Origin of the sequence: Streptococcus sp. SK643 (assembly GCF_000259505.1) — a bacterium.
Classification (GTDB): domain Bacteria; phylum Bacillota; class Bacilli; order Lactobacillales; family Streptococcaceae; genus Streptococcus.
The window spans coordinates 69,773-86,873 of sequence record NZ_AJMM01000026.1 but is presented as its reverse complement, the minus strand read 5'-3'; the positions used below and the strand labels follow the sequence as shown (position 1 = coordinate 86,873).

Here is a 17,101-nt window from a genome sequence, read left to right as displayed (position 1 = left end):
AATGTATGGGATGGTGGCGCGAAACCATTGATATCGTAAAAGAAAATGATCCAGCGGCCCGCACCACTTTGGAGGTTTTGCTGACTTATCCAGGTGTCAAGGCCTTGGCGGCCCACCGTCTCTCGCATTTTCTATGGAAGCATGGCTTCAAACTCCTGGCTCGTATGCACAGTCAGTTTTGGCGCTTTTGGACTCAGATTGAGATTCATCCAGGTGCCCAGATCGATTCAGGGGTCTTTATCGACCATGGCTCTGGTTTGGTGATTGGGGAGACAGCGATTGTTGAAAAAGGTGTTCTCCTTTATCATGGAGTGACTCTTGGGGGAACAGGGAAAGACTGTGGCAAACGCCATCCTACCGTTCGCAAAGGAGCGCTTATATCCGCTCATGCCCAAGTCATTGGACCCGTTGAAATCGGTGAAAATGCCAAAGTCGGTGCAGCAGCAGTAGTTGTTGCAGATGTTCCAAGTGATGTGACAGTGGTTGGAATTCCTGCTAAGATCGTCCGAGTTCATGGACAGAAGGATGAGCCAACGATTCATGAAGTTGAAGAAAGACGAGAGTACTACGTTAATAAACTTGAGCAGGCTAAAGAAGCCAGTCACAGATCGTCTGGGTTGTAGAGGATGGCTATATGATTCAAGCAAGAAACAAGTTAAGCCAAGAGAATGAAGTCCAAATTAGGACAATTGAGGAGCAGCGAGAAGCAAGTTACTATTTTTCAAAATTATAAATTCTTGGAAGGACAAGCTTAGCTATACTGCTTTTGTACGATAACTGAGGAACTTTGAAAGAAAGGTTTTTTCAAGGACAATAAGTATTTTGCGTTCTATTTGGCAGGAAGTCTTGTTTCTGTTTTCAGTTTGTTTCGTACAGGAAATCTGATTTTCGGTCTTCTGATCCTACTCTTTCTGGTCCTGCTCTTTGCCTACCTTTACCATTTGAGCCGGAAGTATACAGGAGAGGCGCTTGAATGTTTAAGAATGAACCGTTCTGCTGCAGATTGGAATTGCTGTTGTCTGGTTTATTTTTCTTGTCCAGCAAGGATTTTGCTGAATACTTTGATTAGCTTAGGTATAATCATCTGGGTCTATCCTGCTAAGTGAAGGCGAAGCAGAACTAGAAAGGAAACTACAAGAATGGCAGTATATTTTTACGGCTGTATCACCTTGGATGGCTACTTGGCAGACAGCCAGCACAGGATAGACTGGCTGCATCAGCTTGGTTCTGTAGAGAATACAGGCTATGATGACTTTTACAGGCAAATGGATATCACCATCATGGGCAAGCGGACCTTTGAGGAAATCCAAGATTTGCAAGATGTAGAAAGTTTTTATCAAGCTACGGAAAACTATGTCTTTACGCATGATAGGCACCTGCCTGTCAGCAATTACCAGCCAGTAGCTGGGGATGTGGTGGACTTTGTTCACCAGATTGACAAAGGCAAAAATGTCTTTGTGATTGGTGGTAATTCCTTAGTAGGACCGCTCTTGGATGCGGATCTTTTCGACCACATCATTATTCAGATAGAGCCCCTTATCCTAGGAAAGGGGGTTCCCCTCTTTACCCAAGAGGAAGGGCAGCGCTTTTACCAACTGGATAGCCTCAGACAATTTGGTCCTTTTGCAGAGCTGGTTTTCAGCCGAAAAAATCAGAAATAGAGAAGGGAGTGGACCGCATGATTAAAATTTACGACACCATGTCTCGTGATTTGCGAGAATTTGTGCCAATCGAGGACGGCAAAGTCAAGATGTATGTTTGTGGGCCAACCGTGTACAACTATATCCACGTGGGGAATGCCCGCTCAACAGTGGCTTTTGATACCATTCGTCGTTATTTTGAGTACCGTGGGTATGAGGTTGCCTATATTTCCAATTTTACGGATGTGGATGATAAGATTATCAACCGTGCCAAGGAAGAGGGTATCACACCTCAGGAGGTTGCGGACAAGTACATCGCTGCCTTTCGTGAGGATGTGACGGCCTTGGGTGTCAAACCTGCGACCCGCCATCCGCGTGTAGTGGAATTTATGGCTGACATCATCCGCTTTGTGGAAGACTTAATTGAAAAAGGCTTTGCTTACGAGAGTCAAGGGGATGTTTACTTCCGTGTGGAAAAATCCCACAACTATGCCAAGTTGGCTAATAAAACCTTGGAAGATTTGGAGCTGGGTGCTTCAGGCCGTACCGATGAAGAAACGGCTCGTAAGGAAAATCCTGTAGACTTTGCCCTCTGGAAAGCTGCCAAACCAGGCGAGATTTCTTGGGATAGTCCTTGGGGACCTGGTCGTCCGGGTTGGCATATTGAGTGTTCAGTCATGTCGACAGAAATTTTGGGTGATACCATTGATATCCACGGTGGTGGAGCCGATCTCGAGTTTCCTCATCATACCAATGAAATTGCCCAGTCAGAAGCCAAAACAGGTCAGACCTTTGCCAACTACTGGATGCACAATGGCTTTGTCAATATCGATAATGTCAAGATGTCCAAGTCCTTGGGCAACTTTATCACAGTGCACGATGCCCTTAAAACTCTTGATGGACAAGTGCTTCGTTTCTTCTTCGCGACTCAGCATTATAGAAAACCAATCAACTTTACGGAAAAAGCAGTGCGTGATGCGGAGACCAATCTCAAGTATCTTAAAAATACTTACGAGCAACCGTTTATTGGAACTATAGATACTCAAGAGTTACAAGCATTTAAAGATAAGTTTGTAGCGGCTATGGATGAAGATTTTAACGCTGCTAACGGTATCACAGTGGTCTTTGAAATGGCCAAATGGATCAATTCTGGCAACTATGATACAAGTGTCAAGCAAGCTCTTGCAGATATGTTGGAAGTCTTTGGGATTGTCTTTGTTGAGGAAGTTTTGGACGCTGAGATTGAAGCCTTAATCCAAAAACGCCAAGAAGCGCGTGCCAATCGTGACTTTGCGACAGCGGACCAAATCCGTGACCAATTAGCTGCTCAAGGAATTAAGCTTCTTGACACCAAGGATGGAGTGAGGTGGACTCGTGATTGATGTCAATCTCATTAACGGGATTGCGTTAGCTTTTGAAGGGGATGCGGTGTATTCTATGTATATACGTCGTCACCTCATTTTAAAAGGTATGACCAAGCCCAATAAACTCCACCAAGAAGCGACCAAGTATGTGTCAGCCAAGGCTCAGGCTCGCCTGATTTCCCTTATGTTGGAGGAGCAGGTCTTAACAGAAAAAGAAGAAGAGATTTACAAGCGAGGCCGCAATACCAACAGCCATACAAAAGCCAAAAATGCCGATGTGGTGACTTACCGTATGTCCACAGGTTTTGAAGCCGTGATGGGCTATCTCCATATGACTGAGAATCTAGAGCGTCTTGAGAGCTTGATTTCGTGGTGCATTCAAAAAGTGGAGGGCTAGGACATGATGGCAAAAGAACTACAAGAGTGGTTTCCTGAAGCTCAGATTTCAGACCAACCAGTAGAGAAAGAGGGCTATCTTACTCTCCCTTTAGCTTCTCAGCAGTGGATTTTGCTGGAGGAAGATGGGCTCAGTGAGCGTGAAAAGCAGTTGATTTCCCTTTTGACTCAAGAGGAAGAAGCAATTTCATCCAATCCTTGGTATGCTTATTTAGTTGAAGGAAAGCGACAAGCGCCCCAAGTTTTTAAAAAGATTCAGTTGGTCTATTGTCATTTATCCTATTTTCAACAGGAAAATCTATCCTCTTGGCTAGAAATGATGCGAACCCTCTTTCCAAATTGTCAGACTGTGCTTCAAGTGGGAGCCCAGGAATATATCTTTGTCTTATTGCAGGATAAGTATACTTCTGTAAGAAGGATTTTAAGTGATACGATGGAAGCATTAGAGTATGATTTTGGACTTCGTCTCTCTATCATGTTGGGTCAGGTTTGGTCTCAGACAGGCCATCAAGCCCTATCAGACTTGATTAAAGCAGAGCGAGATTTGTTTAAGACTTGGTGGCGTCAGGGTCACCAAGGTGTTCATACTTTTTCTCAGCTCTATCTTTGGAGTATGGGAGAAAGACTCGTGGACTTGAAGGCAATCAAAGAATGCCTGTATCAGATGATCTTGGATCAAGATCAGATTCAGGAAATCATTCTCTCTCTTTGGGAAAATAGTGCAGTCTTAACCAAAACAGCCCAACAGCTTTTTCTCCATCGCAATTCTCTCCAATACAAGATTGATAAATGGGAAGAATTGACAGGGCTTCAGTTGAAGGATTTGACAGATCTAACTCTCTGCTACCAATTGATCTTATCAGACATTCTTTAAAGTTTTGTGCAAGTTGCACAGAACTTTTTTATTTTTTTGGTCACCTTGCCATAGAAAAATAAAGCGTTTTCATCTATAATAAAACTATCAAAAGACAAAAGGAGTTCACCTCATGGTAGAATTGAATCTTAAAAATATTTACAAAAAATATCCAAACAGCGAACACTACTCAGTTGAAGACTTCAACTTGGACATCAAAGACAAAGAATTTATCGTTTTCGTAGGTCCTTCAGGATGTGGTAAATCAACAACTCTTCGTATGATTGCTGGTCTTGAAGATATCACAGAAGGTACTGCATCTATCGATGGCGTGGTTGTCAACGACGTAGCTCCAAAAGACCGTGACATTGCCATGGTATTCCAAAACTACGCTCTTTACCCACACATGACTGTATACGATAACATGGCTTTCGGTTTGAAATTGCGTAAATACAGCAAGGAAGACATCGACAAACGTGTGCAAGAAGCAGCTGAAATCCTTGGATTGAAAGAATTCTTGGAACGTAAACCTGCTGACCTTTCAGGTGGTCAACGTCAACGTGTTGCCATGGGGCGTGCGATTGTCCGTGATGCAAAAGTATTCTTGATGGACGAACCTTTGTCAAACTTGGATGCAAAACTTCGTGTATCAATGCGTGCTGAAATCGCGAAAATCCACCGTCGTATCGGAGCTACAACTATCTACGTAACTCACGACCAAACAGAAGCAATGACACTTGCAGACCGTATCGTTATCATGTCTGCTACTAAGAACCCTGCTGGTACTGGTACTATCGGACGTGTAGAACAAATCGGTTCTCCTCAAGAAGTATATAAAAACCCAGTTAACAAATTCGTTGCAGGATTCATTGGAAGTCCAGCTATGAACTTCATCAACGTGAAATTGGTTGGTAGCGAAATTGTTTCTGACGGATTCCGCTTGAAAGTTCCAGAAGGTGCTTTGAAAGTTCTTCGTGAAAAAGGCTATGAAGGTAAAGAATTGATTTTCGGTATCCGTCCAGAAGACGTGAATGCAGAACCTGCTTTCCTTGAAACATTCCCAGAATCAGTTGTAAAAGCGACTATCTCTGTGTCAGAATTGCTTGGTTCAGAATCTCACCTATACTGCCAAGTTGGTAAAGATGAATTTGTTGCTAAAGTTGATGCTCGTGACTACTTGCAAACAGGTGCAACAGTTGAACTTGGATTTGACTTGAACAAAGCACACTTCTTCGATGTAGAAACTGAAAGAACAGTTTACTAAGATTTTAAAGATGTCAAACACTGTCAGTAAAATGACAGTGTTTTTTATACTTTTACAAGAGTAAGATTGGGCTTTTCTAGTTTTCTTATTAGTAAAAAAGTGATAAAATGGTAGGAAGAATTGGAGAGTACACATGCCAAAAGAAGAAAATTTAAGAGGCGATGAAGTTGTCGCTTTAACACAGAAATATTTATCGGAAGAAGATGTGGCTTTTGTCCATAAGGCTTTGGTCTATGCGGTTGAATGCCACAGTGGCCAGTATCGGAAATCTGGTGAACCCTACATTATTCATCCTATTCAGGTAGCTGGAATTTTGGCTAAACTTAAGCTCGATGCCGTAACGGTTGCTTGTGGTTTTTTGCATGATGTCGTTGAAGATACGGATGCTTCATTGGATGACCTTGAACGTGTATTTGGTCATGATGTCCGTGTTATTGTTGACGGAGTGACGAAACTCGGTAAGGTTGAATACAAGTCTTTGGAGGAGCAATTAGCTGAAAACCATCGTAAGATGCTCATGGCCATGTCAGAAGATATTCGTGTTATCTTGGTCAAGCTATCTGACCGCCTTCACAATATGCGGACTCTCAAACATCTTCGAAAAGATAAGCAGGAGCGTATTTCAAAAGAAACAATGGAAATTTATGCTCCACTAGCCCACCGTTTGGGAATTTCGAGTGTCAAATGGGAATTAGAAGATCTATCTTTCCGTTATCTCAATCCAACAGAGTTTTACAAAATCACCCATATGATGAAGGAAAAACGTAGAGAGCGTGAAGCCTTGGTGGATGAAGTGGTTACCAAATTAGAGGACTACACATCTGAGCGTCATTTGACCGGTAAGATCTACGGTCGGCCAAAGCATATCTACTCAATTTTCCGTAAAATGCAGGATAAGAAAAAACGTTTTGAGGAAATTTATGATCTGATTGCTATTCGTTGTATTTTGGATACCCAGAGTGATGTTTATGCGATGCTTGGCTATGTTCATGAGCTTTGGAAACCCATGCCAGGTCGTTTTAAGGACTATATCGCTAATCGTAAGGCTAATGGGTATCAATCTATCCATACAACAGTTTATGGACCAAAAGGACCGATTGAGTTCCAGATTCGGACCAAGGAAATGCACGAGGTAGCTGAGTACGGGGTTGCGGCTCACTGGGCCTATAAAAAAGGCATCAAAGGTCAGGTTAATAGCAAGGAATCGGCGATTGGAATGAACTGGATTAAGGAAATGATGGAGCTCCAAGACCAGGCAGATGATGCTAAGGAATTTGTGGATTCTGTTAAAGAAAATTACCTGGCTGAGGAGATTTACGTCTTTACCCCAGACGGTGCTGTTCGTTCCCTTCCAAAGGATTCAGGGCCGATTGACTTTGCCTATGAAATCCATACCAAGGTTGGTGAAAAAGCAACTGGTGCCAAGGTCAATGGCCGTATGGTTCCATTGACAACCAAGCTCAAGACAGGGGATCAGGTCGAAATTGTCACCAATCCAAATTCCTTTGGACCGAGTCGTGATTGGCTCAATATGGTCAAAACTAGCAAGGCACGTAACAAGATTCGCCAGTTCTTTAAAAACCAAGATAAGGAATTGTCTGTCAACAAGGGTCGTGAGATGCTGATGGCACAGTTCCAAGAAAACGGCTATGTGGCCAATAAATTCATGGACAAGCGTCATATGGACCAAGTTCTGCAAAAGACCAGCTACAAGACAGAAGAATCCCTCTTTGCGGCCATTGGTTTTGGCGAAATCGGTGCTATTACCGTCTTTAACCGTTTGACTGAAAAGGAACGTCGTGAAGAAGAACGTGCCAAGGCCAAGGCTGAGGCAGAAGAACTTGTCAAAGGTGGCGAAGTCAAGGTTGAAAACAAAGAAACCCTCAAGGTTAAGCATGAGGGTGGTGTGGTCATTGAAGGTGCCTCAGGTCTCCTAGTGCGAATTGCCAAGTGTTGTAATCCTGTTCCTGGTGACGATATTGTTGGCTACATTACCAAGGGGCGTGGTGTGGCTATTCACCGTGTGGACTGTATGAATCTTCGCTCTCAAGAAAACTATGAGCAACGCCTTCTCGATGTAGAGTGGGAAGACCAGTACTCTAGCTCAAATAAGGAGTATATGGCCCATATCGATATTTACGGCCTCAACCGTACAGGACTGTTGAATGATGTACTGCAAGTTCTTTCAAACACAACCAAGAATATTTCAACGGTCAATGCCCAACCAACCAAGGATATGAAGTTTGCTAATATCCATGTGTCTTTCGGCATTGCCAACCTCTCTACATTGACCACGGTCGTGGACAAGATTAAGAGTGTACCAGAAGTTTACTCTGTCAAACGGACCAACGGCTAATTGTCTGAGTTCTTACTAGAAAGGCTATTATGAAAATCATTATCCAACGGGTTACAAAAGCTCAAGTGAGTATCGAAGGTCAGATTCAGGGAAAAATCAATCAGGGGCTCTTATTGCTGGTTGGTGTTGGACCAGAAGACCAAGAGGAAGATTTGAACTATGCTGTGAGAAAACTGGTCAACATGCGTATTTTTTCAGATGCAGAAGGCAAGATGAACCTGTCTGTCAAAGATATTGAAGGAGAAATCCTCTCTATTTCTCAGTTTACCCTCTTTGCGGATACTAAGAAAGGAAATCGTCCAGCCTTTATAGGTGCAGCCAAGCCTGATATGGCATCAGACTTCTATGACGCTTTCAATCAAAAATTAGCGCAAGAAGTGCCTGTTCAGACAGGGATCTTTGGAGCGGATATGCAGGTTGAGCTGGTCAATGACGGACCAGTCACCATTATCTTAGATACTAAAAATAGATAAGAAAAACCAAGCCTAGCCGGCTTGGTTTTTCTCCTCTATTACAAAATACTCCAAAATGAAATCGATTTCTGATAGGCTTTTGGGAAGCCTTGTTTCAGTATTTTACTCATGCGATAGGAAGGGATGAGGTGGCCTAGGATGAGGAGAGTTACCTGAAGGAAAAGTGGCACACCACTCAAACATATCAGGGAGAGAATGATCAGGCTATCCCATAGGAGGATTTGTAAGGCAAATCGCCAGAATCTTGGTCTAATCTGGGAATAGAGTTGACTAAAGTGGTCACAAAGTTGGTTTGAAAGATAGGTCAATAGCACAGGATGAAAGAAAATGAGCCAACCGCTATAAATTAAAATCCAATCCCAAGTAAGTCCCTCTTTAAATGTCAAAAATGCCAGCATGATTCCATCAATGACAAGGAGTTGAATGGTTTTGATGAAGATGATTTTTTCATGCTAAAACCTCCTTTTCCTTATAGGCAGTCCCATAAAGTGATGTGTTTGTCGTAAAAGTCTGGATAGTTTTCTCTTAGGTAGTCAGTTGTCCTATAATAAAAAGTAGAATGGCAAGCAGTGATGATTGGCATAAGAGATGAAAAACGATGAGAACTAACGAAGGATAAAAGGACTAAAAATAGAAAATCAATGGAGAGAACCCCCAAATAGTAGAAGCGAATCTTTTTATTGATTTGAGGATAAATCTCAGAGAATTGATGTTTGAATCGGACAACCAAGCGAAATAACAGAAGTCCTTGAGTAAGGAGGAAAATAAAACCAGAGAGCAAGAGCCACTCCAAAGATGTCTCGGGTCTTTTGCTAAAAAATGCAAATAGTAGCAAATCGATAACTGCAATTGCTACAAAATGGATTCTAAAGAGTTTTTTCATAAGATGACCTCCCTCTTTTATCTAGCTTCATTCTACTCCAAAAGAATGGAAGGTACAAGTAAACTGATAAAAAATTTTAGTAAGGAGATTCTGTTAGATTTCTTTATTTGATTTCCCTCTTATTGTTCCACCTCTTCATCATTCCAGACAAATAAAGCTCCGATTGCATTGAGGATATAAAATATGTATTTACCGATATTGGCAAAATTTCCTTGAATACCAGCTTTTGTCAGCTGAACGAAATTGTAAATCAACCAAAAGCCCCACTGAGTTGTTAATTTCAATGCGTTAAAAGCATTGGCAATGAGGGACAGTGCAAAGGCAATAGTTGTCACGTAGGCAAGGAGATTCATCTTTCCTCCATAGCCGATATAGTTTGTCACAAAGGCAAAGAGGAAGGCGATGATTGAAATGATGATGGCTGCCAATTTTACCTGTTTTTGGCTCATTTGGTTGGGTCTGCCTTCTTGCGAAGCTTCCCATTTCTTAATAGCAAAGGTATAAATGAGGAAGGTGACGGGATAGGTGATAATAGCCGCCTTATTTCCAAGGATATAATCAATAGCACCGGACAAAATGGTATTAACAATACCAAAGTAATTTCCCCATTTGCTTAATTTTCCTGTGAAACGAGTGGACAACATGGAAATCCCAACGTTGGTTACGGAAATTAATCCAAAGGGAACAAGAGCTGTCCATGGGCCCCAGTCTACGAATTTGTCGAGACGGGAGTTGAGGTAACCAGATGCAATCGCAATCCCAACGACCAAAGCAACCCCGAAGAGGTCAAACCATTTAGATGTCGCAAAAATTTTTAGTGATTTTTTCATATATTAAAATATCTTTCTTTTTTTTAAAAAATATTATACAACTAAATGAAAGTAAAATCAAATGATAGAAATAAACCCCTGAAAATAAAATTTTCAGGGGTGGTTGGGGTACTTGAGAAATTAGTTAATTTTTTCAACATAGAGTTGTTTAGCAATCTCCATGCTCACTTGTAAATCTTTGTTTTTACTGAGGATCGTGAAGGTATTACTAAAACCATCAAACTGTTTGACTTGGAGCTGGTCACCGATGTGAAGTGAGTGCTTATCCAAATAATTGAGAATGTCAAAACTATCGTGCACACGAGTCAGGTGGTAGGCGCCAGCTTCCTTGATGTCAGCTAGTGGCAGGTTATTGATTTCAACCAAGAGTTCTCCCTTGGCTGGGATGGTTCCTCCATGTGGGCAGGTTTTGGGGAAGCCTAGTAATTTATCCAGTCTCTCTACAAATAGATCTGACACTGTATGCTCCAAAACCTCAGCTTCCTCGTGAATCTGGTCACTCGTATAGTCTAAATGATGGACTAGGAAGACCTCAATCAAGCGGTGTTTGCGATAGAGTTCAGAGACCAACTGGAGTCCAATTTCGGTTAATTGATAGCCGCGTTCCTTGTCTTTCAGGATAAGATTCTCACTTTTCATTCGTTTGATCATTTCTGTTACGGCAGGTGGAGAAACTTGCATGCGGGCAGCGATTTCCTTGTTGGTAATCTTATGCAAATCTATGCCAATTTCATAAATACATTTTAGATAGTCTTCTTTATTCGGGGTCATTCGTTTCCTCTTGTCTAATATCTTTATCTAGTATATCAAAAAAAGCTAGATTTCTCTAGCTGTGACTTTTTATGTTATACTTATTGCAAGAGAAAAAACGAGGAGATGGATATGACGAAAATTGCTCTTCTTTCTGATATTCATGGAAATACCACTGCATTGGAGTCTGTTTTGGCAGATGCCCAGCAGCTAGGAGTGGATGAATACTGGCTTTTGGGAGATATTCTCATGCCAGGTACAGGTCGGAGAAAGATTCTAGACCTTTTGTCAGAATTACCGATTACTGCTAAGGTTTTAGGAAATTGGGAAGATAGCTTGTGGCATGGTGTTCGTAAAGAATTAGATGTTACTAGACCAAGCCATCGTTATCTTTTGCGCCATAGTCAGTATATTTTAGAAGAAATTAGTCCTGAAGAAATAGAAGAACTCCACAATCAACCCATGCAAGTTCATCGTCAGTTTGGGGATTTAAGGGTGGGAATCACGCACCATCTTCCAGATAAAAACTGGGGCAGAGAGTTGATTCATACTGGAAAACAAGAGGATTTTGATCGCTTAGTGACGCATCCTTCCTGTGACATTGCTGTGTATGGGCATATTCACCAGCAGTTGCTTCGTTATGGGAGTGGAGGTCAGTTAATTCTAAATCCAGGGTCAATTGGCCAACCCTTCTTTTTAGATGCCCAGTTACGAAAAGATTTACGGGCTCAATATATGATTTTAGAGTTTGATAATCAGGGCTTGGTTGATATGGACTTCCGTCGTGTGGATTATGATGTGAAAGCAGAGTTGCAGCTAGCAAAGGATTTGAAACTTCCCTATTTTGAAGTTTACTACGAAAGTTTGGTCAATGGTATTCACCATACTCATAATCAAGAATTACTGACCCAACTTGCGGAAAGATATGGCTATGACAAGGAGCTTAATTCTTGGCTAGAGAAGTAACGATTGAGATTACATCTAAAAAGGGTATAATAATGGAAGTGGAATGGTAGATTTTATCTTATGAAAAGGAGAAGAACATGCAAATACCAAGTCGATTTACGATTGCAACTCATATGTTGATCATCATCGCTCTTAAGAGAAAAGAAAGCAAGGTAACCAGTGATTTTTTAGCGAGTAGTGTAGGAGTAAATCCTGTTATTATAAGAAAAACTTTGTCTCAGTTGAAGAATGCTGATTTGATTTCAGTAGCGCGTGGAACAGGAGGCACAGAGATTGTTAAAGATTTAAAAGACATTAGTCTGTTGGATGTTTATCAAGCGGTTGAGTGTCTTGGAAAGACTGGTCAACTCTTCAGTTTTCATGACAATCCAAATCCAAATTGCCCAGTTGGAGCTCATATTCATGATGTTTTGGATCAAAAATTGGAGAGAATTCAGCTGGCTATGGAGGCTGAACTTAGTCAGACTAGTCTAGAACAAGTCGTGGCTGATGCAGAGAGTCAAATGAAGGATTGAATTCTTCTTTAAAACAAAAAAGCTTATAAAAAGGCAAAAACCTTTTCATAAGCTTTTTATCTATTTTTCCAGACTTGGTAACGGGTATCAATCAAGAGCTGGGTCAGACGACCCATGATTTCCCTTTCTTCTGGTGAGAGTGCTTGGATTTGGAGAAATAGTTGGTGGATGTGTTCTATCCCTTTGAAGGAGGACAGATCATTAATCGAAGTAATTCCTGCTTCTAAAATGGTTCCAAAAAAGAGGTCGAAGTAAAGCTGAAGTTCCTTGTCAGGGACTGTGGCCACCCACTCCTTGAAAGTTGTATCCACCTGTTGGCTATCACTATTAGTTTCGTCTACTTGGACAAAATGTTTGTCCTCAATCTGCCAACTAAAGGTGTCATGCTGGGCGATACCACCCAAGGCAGTGCTTTGAACGATGATTTGGTGGTCAGGAATTTCCAGCATCATACCAATAATGGAACCTTGTGGGATGAAGACCTTAGTTCTATCCATTATCCTTTGATAGACCTCAGTTTGTGTCAGTTCTCTATGGAGGCCAGGCGCATCAAAGGTATAAACTGCTGTGATCTGATTTTGCAAACCTTGCTCAATGTGACTAGCAGCAAAGATGGCTAGATTTCCTCCCTTGGAATGCCCAGCTAGGATGACTTTTTTGTTTGGATGGTGGGCAAAAAAGTTCTTTAAATAGTGAAGAGCATGCTTTTGAGCTGGGATTTCCTTCATATAAGTCATATGGAAATCTTCCTTCCAACCAATAATACTATCATCTGTACCTCGAAAAACAATCAGATAAGTATCGAGATCAGTCTGGTAGGTCATAGCAGCAAATTGCTTTTGTAATTCAGGATCGATATCATTGATGAAGTGAGAGAGTTTGCAATTTTTGAAACGTTTATGTTGAGCTAATTCATCTAATAATTGGAGGCGATTTTTATTGGTCAACATGTTAGATTCTCTTGGAACCTGAGGTGCCAGGTCTAAAAGTCGCTGAGGAGTTGTTGAGACCAGATTGTCAAAGGAGAGGTAGGTTAGTTCAGTTAAAGCGAGAATATCTAATTCATTTAAGGTAAGGTCGTAAAAGGAATCGTGTGCGACATCTTTCAGATAATCAAAAATATTGGCCATAAGAACTCCTTTCTTTTTATTTATCTTATCACAATCACATAGAATTTACTAGTTGGTTTGTACGAGCTCTCTACATACCGACCTATAATGGTATGATTCAGACACATAGAAGACAGTTTGCTTTTATTTCAAACCTCTAAACATACTTGTTTGTATCTGTTTGTCGTCAATCCCATTCTCTTTTAAGAAATTTTTCATCTCATTTATATCATCAGGTTGGCCGGTTAAGAGATAAATAGCTTGGTTACCGTATTTCACAACCGCATTTTTTAAAAATGTTTGGCTTTGAGAAAAGGTTTCGCTAGTTTTATAAGTTAGATTCGGATTATTCTTACTAAGCTCTTTTAACTCATTATCAAAATTGTTTACTCCTTTGTCTAAATGATTAAGAATGATAGAGCGCTTACCAGCCCACTCTTTCACAACTGGACGTAGAGTAGAAATACCGACATCAGAGGCAAAACAAACCAGTGCTTGGTCATTGTCTTTAACAGATAAAGATGACTCCAGCCAACTCATCTCAATTTTACTACCAGCTGGTAAATGTGTTAAGGTTTCCTTAAACACGCTACCACTATTATGGGTTACAATAAGAATTTCATCCTCATCAGGAGTGGAAGCAAGGGTTAGCCATCGGCTAGCCTGATCCTCCTTTACTGGACTTTTGTCTGGACCAAACGAGCTGTCAGGAAGCTTAAACTGAGCATAGGAGCCAGCTTTCCATATTTGATTTTTTGGTTTTGTGATGTGAACTAAATACAAATCTCCGCTGGGATTTTCAATGGATTTTATCGATAAAGTTTGACTTCGTCCAAGATAGGTAATGATTCCCCAAGATATAAAGCCGAGCACTCCAAGTGTAGTTAGAATAATTATGAACATTTTTTTCCCTCGTTTCATTTTTAACTCCTATAGTGTAGTAATTTTCTATGAATGAATAATATTTTTTTTCATTCAATAATTTCCAAAAAATAAAGAAAAGATTTCTTTATTTCAGTATTCCTTTAATGAAGTTGGTTGCTAGTATTTCTACAGTTTTGCTAATATCTGGAAAATCATTTTCTGTGATATGCATATCCATGTAGTAAAATAGGTTGTAAACTTGTAAAATATCTTGAATTTTTTCTGGAGAATGGCCTTCAGCCTGCAAACGATGAGTAAAGGTTTTCACGAGAAATTGATGAAATGGATTCGTGACTTTTCCTTCTTCTGAGGAATAGTAGCTATGCAACTCATCTGCTATGGCAGGATTGTACCATTCTGCAAGGATTTTATTGGAGGAAACGAGTGCTCTGGATTGAGCAAAGAGTTGACTAATAAGATCAATCATATCAATTTCCCAATCCAGTTCTTCGATAATAGTTTGGCGAACACGGTTGTTTTCATCAATATAGATATCTAAAAAAATAGCTTCTTTACTTTCGTAATAGTTATAAAAAGATCCGACTGCCATATGAGCTTGTCTAGCAATTTCTGAAATTCCTGTCGCCTTGTATCCTTTTTTTGAAAAAACTTCATAAGCTGCGGATTTCAAAGTCTGTTTTTTGTCCAATTTGATTCACCTCTTTTCTGAATGAATATTAAATATTGTTCATTCATATCTTAACAAATCTTTTTCAGATTGTCAATCTGAAAGCTAGAACTTTTTACGGATACCACTCGATAAGGAGCTTTTCAATGTTAGAAGAGTATAGAGTGTCGTTTTAACTACACTCAAGGTTTGGAAGAATAGATATAAATTTTGGTTAAGGGGATGGATAAAAGAACTGAAATGAAGGTTGAAAAAATTAAAAATAAAAGGGTAGTGCTGGCACTATGTCTAAAAATAAGGTATGATATCAATGGGGTTATTCACTATCTGTTTTTGAGCTGTTGTGACAAGGAAATGTCAAAAAAGTATTAGATACTAAGCCCTCTATTTATACTAAAGGATTTAAGACTCCTAAAATTAGCAAAGGAGAATCAGATGCACAAGATTTTATTAGTAGAAGATGATCAGGTTATTCGGCAACAGGTCGGGAAATTGCTCTCTGAATGGGGATTTGAAGTGGTTCTTGTAGAAGACTTTATGGAGGTTTTGAGTCTATTTGTTCAGTCGGAGCCTCATCTGGTCCTCATGGATATTGGACTGCCTTTGTTTAATGGCTATCACTGGTGTCAGGAAATCCGCAAGATTTCCAAGGTGCCTATCATGTTTCTGTCTTCGAGAGACCAGGCTATGGATATTGTCATGGCAATCAATATGGGGGCGGATGACTTTGTGACCAAGCCTTTTGACCAGCAGGTCCTTTTGGCCAAGGTTCAGGGCTTGCTGCGCCGTTCCTATGAGTTTGGGCGTGACGAGAGTTTACTAGAGTATGCCGGTGTTATCCTCAATACCAAATCCATGGATGTACATTATCAAGGTCAAGTCTTGAATTTGACTAAGAATGAATTCCAGATTTTACGCGTTTTGTTTGAGCATGCGGGTAATATCGTAGCGCGTGACGACCTGATGCGGGAACTTTGGAACAGTGACTTTTTCATTGATGACAATACCCTTTCTGTTAATGTGGCTCGATTGCGTAAAAAGTTGGAAGAGCAGGGCTTGGTAGGATTTATCGAGACCAAGAAAGGGATAGGGTACGGATTAAAGCATGCTTGATTGGAAACCATTTTTTCTAGCCTATCTGCGCTCCCGTAGTCGTCTTTTTATCTATCTGCTTACCTTGACATTTCTGGTCTTACTCTTTCAGTTTTTATTTGCCAGTTTGGGAATTTACTTTCTCTACTTTTTCCTGCTGTGTTGCTTTGTAACCATCTTATTTTTCACTTGGGACATATTGGTGGAAATGCAGGTCTATCGTCAGGAAATTCTCTATGGGGAGAGGGAAGTTCAGGCTCCTTTGGAAATAGCCTTGGCTGAGAAATTAGAAGCGAGTGAGATGGAACTTTATCAGCAGAGGTCAGATTCTGAAAGAAAACTGACGGATTTGCTGGATTACTACACCTTGTGGGTCCATCAGATTAAGACCCCCATTGCAGCCAGTCAATTGTTAGTTACAGAAGTAGCTGACCGCCAACTGAAGCAGCAGTTAGAACAGGAAATTTTCAAGATCGACTCCTATACCAATCTAGTTTTACAGTACCTGCGCTTAGAAAGTTTTCATGATGATTTGGTCTTAAAGCAGGTTCAAATTGAGGACCTTGTCAAGGAAATAATTCGTAAATACGCTCTTTTCTTTATTCAAAAAGGCTTAAATGTCAATCTACATGACCTTGATAAAGAAATCGTGACGGATAAAAAGTGGTTACGAGTGGTTATTGAGCAAATCATCTCAAACAGTCTCAAGTACACCAAGGAAGGTGGTCTGGAGATTTATATGGAAGGGCAAGAGCTTTGTATCAAGGATACAGGAATTGGGATAAAAAATAGTGATGTCCTCCGAGTCTTTGAACGTGGATTTTCAGGATATAATGGACGCCTAACCCAGCAGTCCTCTGGACTTGGCCTTTACCTATCCAAGAAAATTTCTGAAGAACTGGGTCACCAGATTCGTATCGAGTCTGAGGTAGGAAAAGGAACGATAGTGCGGATTCAGTTTTCCGATATGAATCTGATAATTGAGTGAGCATAATAGATAAGAGCCCAGGATAAGACAACTGGGCTTTTTTATCTTTAACTGTTTATCCGAGTAAATT

At 40.6% G+C, this 17,101-nt stretch carries 19 protein-coding genes; 12 read left to right on the top strand and 7 right to left on the bottom strand.

Going from position 1 to position 17,101, the window contains the following annotated elements:
• Positions 1 to 5 precede the first annotated feature (5 nt).
• The 8 genes from cysE to dtd all read left to right on the top strand — a co-directional run bounded on the left by cysE (position 6) and on the right by dtd (position 8,346).
• Positions 6 to 623 (top strand): serine O-acetyltransferase, encoded by a 618-nt coding sequence (gene cysE, locus HMPREF1117_RS10065; RefSeq protein WP_000539975.1) that lies wholly within the window; start codon positions 6 to 8, stop codon positions 621 to 623.
• A gap of 516 nt (positions 624 to 1,139) precedes the next feature.
• A complete protein-coding gene (locus HMPREF1117_RS10060; protein ID WP_000301969.1) occupies positions 1,140 to 1,661 on the top strand; it encodes a dihydrofolate reductase family protein in 522 nt (173 codons plus the stop codon).
• A 17-nt stretch (positions 1,662 to 1,678) separates the two neighbouring features.
• Positions 1,679 to 3,022, top strand: coding sequence for a cysteine--tRNA ligase (gene cysS / locus HMPREF1117_RS10055; protein ID WP_000591107.1), 1,344 nt, complete (start codon positions 1,679 to 1,681; stop codon positions 3,020 to 3,022).
• Positions 3,015 to 3,401 (top strand): Mini-ribonuclease 3, encoded by a 387-nt coding sequence (locus HMPREF1117_RS10050; protein ID WP_000567927.1) that lies wholly within the window; start codon positions 3,015 to 3,017, stop codon positions 3,399 to 3,401. Before cysS ends, HMPREF1117_RS10050 begins: the two co-directional genes overlap by 8 nt.
• 3 nt (positions 3,402 to 3,404) lie before the next feature.
• Positions 3,405 to 4,274, top strand: a complete 870-nt coding sequence (locus HMPREF1117_RS10045; protein WP_000968028.1) for a helix-turn-helix domain-containing protein — start codon at positions 3,405 to 3,407, stop codon at positions 4,272 to 4,274.
• 112 nt (positions 4,275 to 4,386) lie between these two features.
• Positions 4,387 to 5,517, top strand: coding sequence for an ABC transporter ATP-binding protein (locus HMPREF1117_RS10040; protein WP_000229948.1), 1,131 nt, complete (start codon positions 4,387 to 4,389; stop codon positions 5,515 to 5,517).
• A gap of 133 nt (positions 5,518 to 5,650) precedes the next feature.
• Complete coding sequence (locus HMPREF1117_RS10035; RefSeq protein ID WP_001123652.1) at positions 5,651 to 7,873, top strand: RelA/SpoT family protein; 2,223 nt, start codon at positions 5,651 to 5,653, stop codon at positions 7,871 to 7,873.
• 29 nt (positions 7,874 to 7,902) lie between these two features.
• Positions 7,903 to 8,346, top strand: a complete 444-nt coding sequence (gene dtd, locus HMPREF1117_RS10030) for a D-aminoacyl-tRNA deacylase (protein ID WP_000691437.1) — start codon at positions 7,903 to 7,905, stop codon at positions 8,344 to 8,346.
• 38 nt (positions 8,347 to 8,384) lie between these two features.
• On the opposite strand, the gene HMPREF1117_RS12090 is transcribed toward dtd, so the two are convergent.
• From HMPREF1117_RS12090 to HMPREF1117_RS10010, 4 genes are all read right to left on the bottom strand, one after another.
• Positions 8,385 to 8,744: a hypothetical protein gene (locus HMPREF1117_RS12090; protein ID WP_081480299.1), complete on the bottom strand. Its 360-nt coding sequence runs from the start codon at positions 8,742 to 8,744 to the stop codon at positions 8,385 to 8,387.
• A gap of 71 nt (positions 8,745 to 8,815) precedes the next feature.
• Positions 8,816 to 9,229, bottom strand: coding sequence for a hypothetical protein (locus HMPREF1117_RS10025; protein ID WP_000732791.1), 414 nt, complete (start codon positions 9,227 to 9,229; stop codon positions 8,816 to 8,818).
• 119 nt (positions 9,230 to 9,348) lie between these two features.
• A complete protein-coding gene (locus HMPREF1117_RS10020) occupies positions 9,349 to 10,059 on the bottom strand; it encodes a nicotinamide mononucleotide transporter (RefSeq protein ID WP_000749113.1) in 711 nt (236 codons plus the stop codon).
• A 120-nt stretch (positions 10,060 to 10,179) separates the two neighbouring features.
• Positions 10,180 to 10,830 (bottom strand): metal-dependent transcriptional regulator, encoded by a 651-nt coding sequence (locus HMPREF1117_RS10010; protein ID WP_000188521.1) that lies wholly within the window; start codon positions 10,828 to 10,830, stop codon positions 10,180 to 10,182.
• Between the two features lie 111 nt (positions 10,831 to 10,941).
• Between HMPREF1117_RS10010 and HMPREF1117_RS10005 the strand changes: the two genes are divergently transcribed.
• The gene (locus tag HMPREF1117_RS10005) at positions 10,942 to 11,775 is read left to right on the top strand and encodes a metallophosphoesterase family protein (protein ID WP_000160964.1); all 834 of its coding nucleotides are present in this window, start codon (positions 10,942 to 10,944) and stop codon (positions 11,773 to 11,775) included.
• A gap of 77 nt (positions 11,776 to 11,852) precedes the next feature.
• The gene (locus HMPREF1117_RS10000; protein ID WP_001166801.1) at positions 11,853 to 12,290 is read left to right on the top strand and encodes an Rrf2 family transcriptional regulator; all 438 of its coding nucleotides are present in this window, start codon (positions 11,853 to 11,855) and stop codon (positions 12,288 to 12,290) included.
• Between the two features lie 56 nt (positions 12,291 to 12,346).
• Here HMPREF1117_RS10000 and HMPREF1117_RS09995 read toward each other — a convergent pair whose 3' ends face one another.
• The 3 genes from HMPREF1117_RS09995 to HMPREF1117_RS09985 form a co-directional block, all read right to left on the bottom strand.
• Positions 12,347 to 13,420 (bottom strand): DUF2974 domain-containing protein, encoded by a 1,074-nt coding sequence (locus HMPREF1117_RS09995; protein ID WP_001273808.1) that lies wholly within the window; start codon positions 13,418 to 13,420, stop codon positions 12,347 to 12,349.
• Positions 13,421 to 13,543: 123 nt separating this feature from the next.
• Positions 13,544 to 14,320: a hypothetical protein gene (locus HMPREF1117_RS09990; RefSeq protein WP_000820270.1), complete on the bottom strand. Its 777-nt coding sequence runs from the start codon at positions 14,318 to 14,320 to the stop codon at positions 13,544 to 13,546.
• Between the two features lie 88 nt (positions 14,321 to 14,408).
• On the bottom strand, positions 14,409 to 14,978 hold the full coding sequence (locus tag HMPREF1117_RS09985) for a TetR/AcrR family transcriptional regulator (RefSeq protein WP_155811827.1): 570 nt from the start codon (positions 14,976 to 14,978) through the stop codon (positions 14,409 to 14,411).
• Positions 14,979 to 15,386: 408 nt separating this feature from the next.
• Here HMPREF1117_RS09985 and HMPREF1117_RS09980 point away from each other — a divergent pair, with 408 nt between their 5' ends.
• Positions 15,387 to 16,064, top strand: a complete 678-nt coding sequence (locus HMPREF1117_RS09980; protein ID WP_000548983.1) for a response regulator transcription factor — start codon at positions 15,387 to 15,389, stop codon at positions 16,062 to 16,064.
• Positions 16,057 to 17,031: a sensor histidine kinase gene (locus HMPREF1117_RS09975; RefSeq protein WP_000887941.1), complete on the top strand. Its 975-nt coding sequence runs from the start codon at positions 16,057 to 16,059 to the stop codon at positions 17,029 to 17,031. The genes HMPREF1117_RS09980 and HMPREF1117_RS09975 overlap by 8 nt, the downstream gene beginning before the upstream one ends.
• Positions 17,032 to 17,101 lie beyond the last annotated feature (70 nt).

Bases quoted from the DNA above. Each gene is read 5' to 3' on its own strand.
- HMPREF1117_RS09995 (WP_001273808.1), bottom strand. From the start codon at position 13,420: ATGGCCAATATTTTTGATTATCTGAAAGATGTCGCACACGATTCCTTT.
- HMPREF1117_RS10035 (WP_001123652.1), top strand. From the start codon at position 5,651: ATGCCAAAAGAAGAAAATTTAAGAGGCGATGAAGTTGTCGCTTTAACA.
- HMPREF1117_RS10025 (WP_000732791.1), bottom strand. From the start codon at position 9,229: ATGAAAAAACTCTTTAGAATCCATTTTGTAGCAATTGCAGTTATCGAT.
- HMPREF1117_RS10045 (WP_000968028.1), top strand. From the start codon at position 3,405: ATGATGGCAAAAGAACTACAAGAGTGGTTTCCTGAAGCTCAGATTTCA.
- HMPREF1117_RS09980 (WP_000548983.1), top strand. From the start codon at position 15,387: ATGCACAAGATTTTATTAGTAGAAGATGATCAGGTTATTCGGCAACAG.
- dtd (WP_000691437.1), top strand. From the start codon at position 7,903: ATGAAAATCATTATCCAACGGGTTACAAAAGCTCAAGTGAGTATCGAA.
- HMPREF1117_RS09990 (WP_000820270.1), bottom strand. From the start codon at position 14,320: ATGAAACGAGGGAAAAAAATGTTCATAATTATTCTAACTACACTTGGA.
- HMPREF1117_RS12090 (WP_081480299.1), bottom strand. From the start codon at position 8,744: ATGCTGGCATTTTTGACATTTAAAGAGGGACTTACTTGGGATTGGATT.
- cysS (WP_000591107.1), top strand. From the start codon at position 1,679: ATGATTAAAATTTACGACACCATGTCTCGTGATTTGCGAGAATTTGTG.
- HMPREF1117_RS10000 (WP_001166801.1), top strand. From the start codon at position 11,853: ATGCAAATACCAAGTCGATTTACGATTGCAACTCATATGTTGATCATC.
- HMPREF1117_RS10020 (WP_000749113.1), bottom strand. From the start codon at position 10,059: ATGAAAAAATCACTAAAAATTTTTGCGACATCTAAATGGTTTGACCTC.
- HMPREF1117_RS10060 (WP_000301969.1), top strand. From the start codon at position 1,140: ATGGCAGTATATTTTTACGGCTGTATCACCTTGGATGGCTACTTGGCA.
- HMPREF1117_RS10005 (WP_000160964.1), top strand. From the start codon at position 10,942: ATGACGAAAATTGCTCTTCTTTCTGATATTCATGGAAATACCACTGCA.
- HMPREF1117_RS10040 (WP_000229948.1), top strand. From the start codon at position 4,387: ATGGTAGAATTGAATCTTAAAAATATTTACAAAAAATATCCAAACAGC.
- HMPREF1117_RS09975 (WP_000887941.1), top strand. From the start codon at position 16,057: ATGCTTGATTGGAAACCATTTTTTCTAGCCTATCTGCGCTCCCGTAGT.
- cysE (WP_000539975.1), top strand. From the start codon at position 6: ATGGGATGGTGGCGCGAAACCATTGATATCGTAAAAGAAAATGATCCA.
- HMPREF1117_RS10010 (WP_000188521.1), bottom strand. From the start codon at position 10,830: ATGACCCCGAATAAAGAAGACTATCTAAAATGTATTTATGAAATTGGC.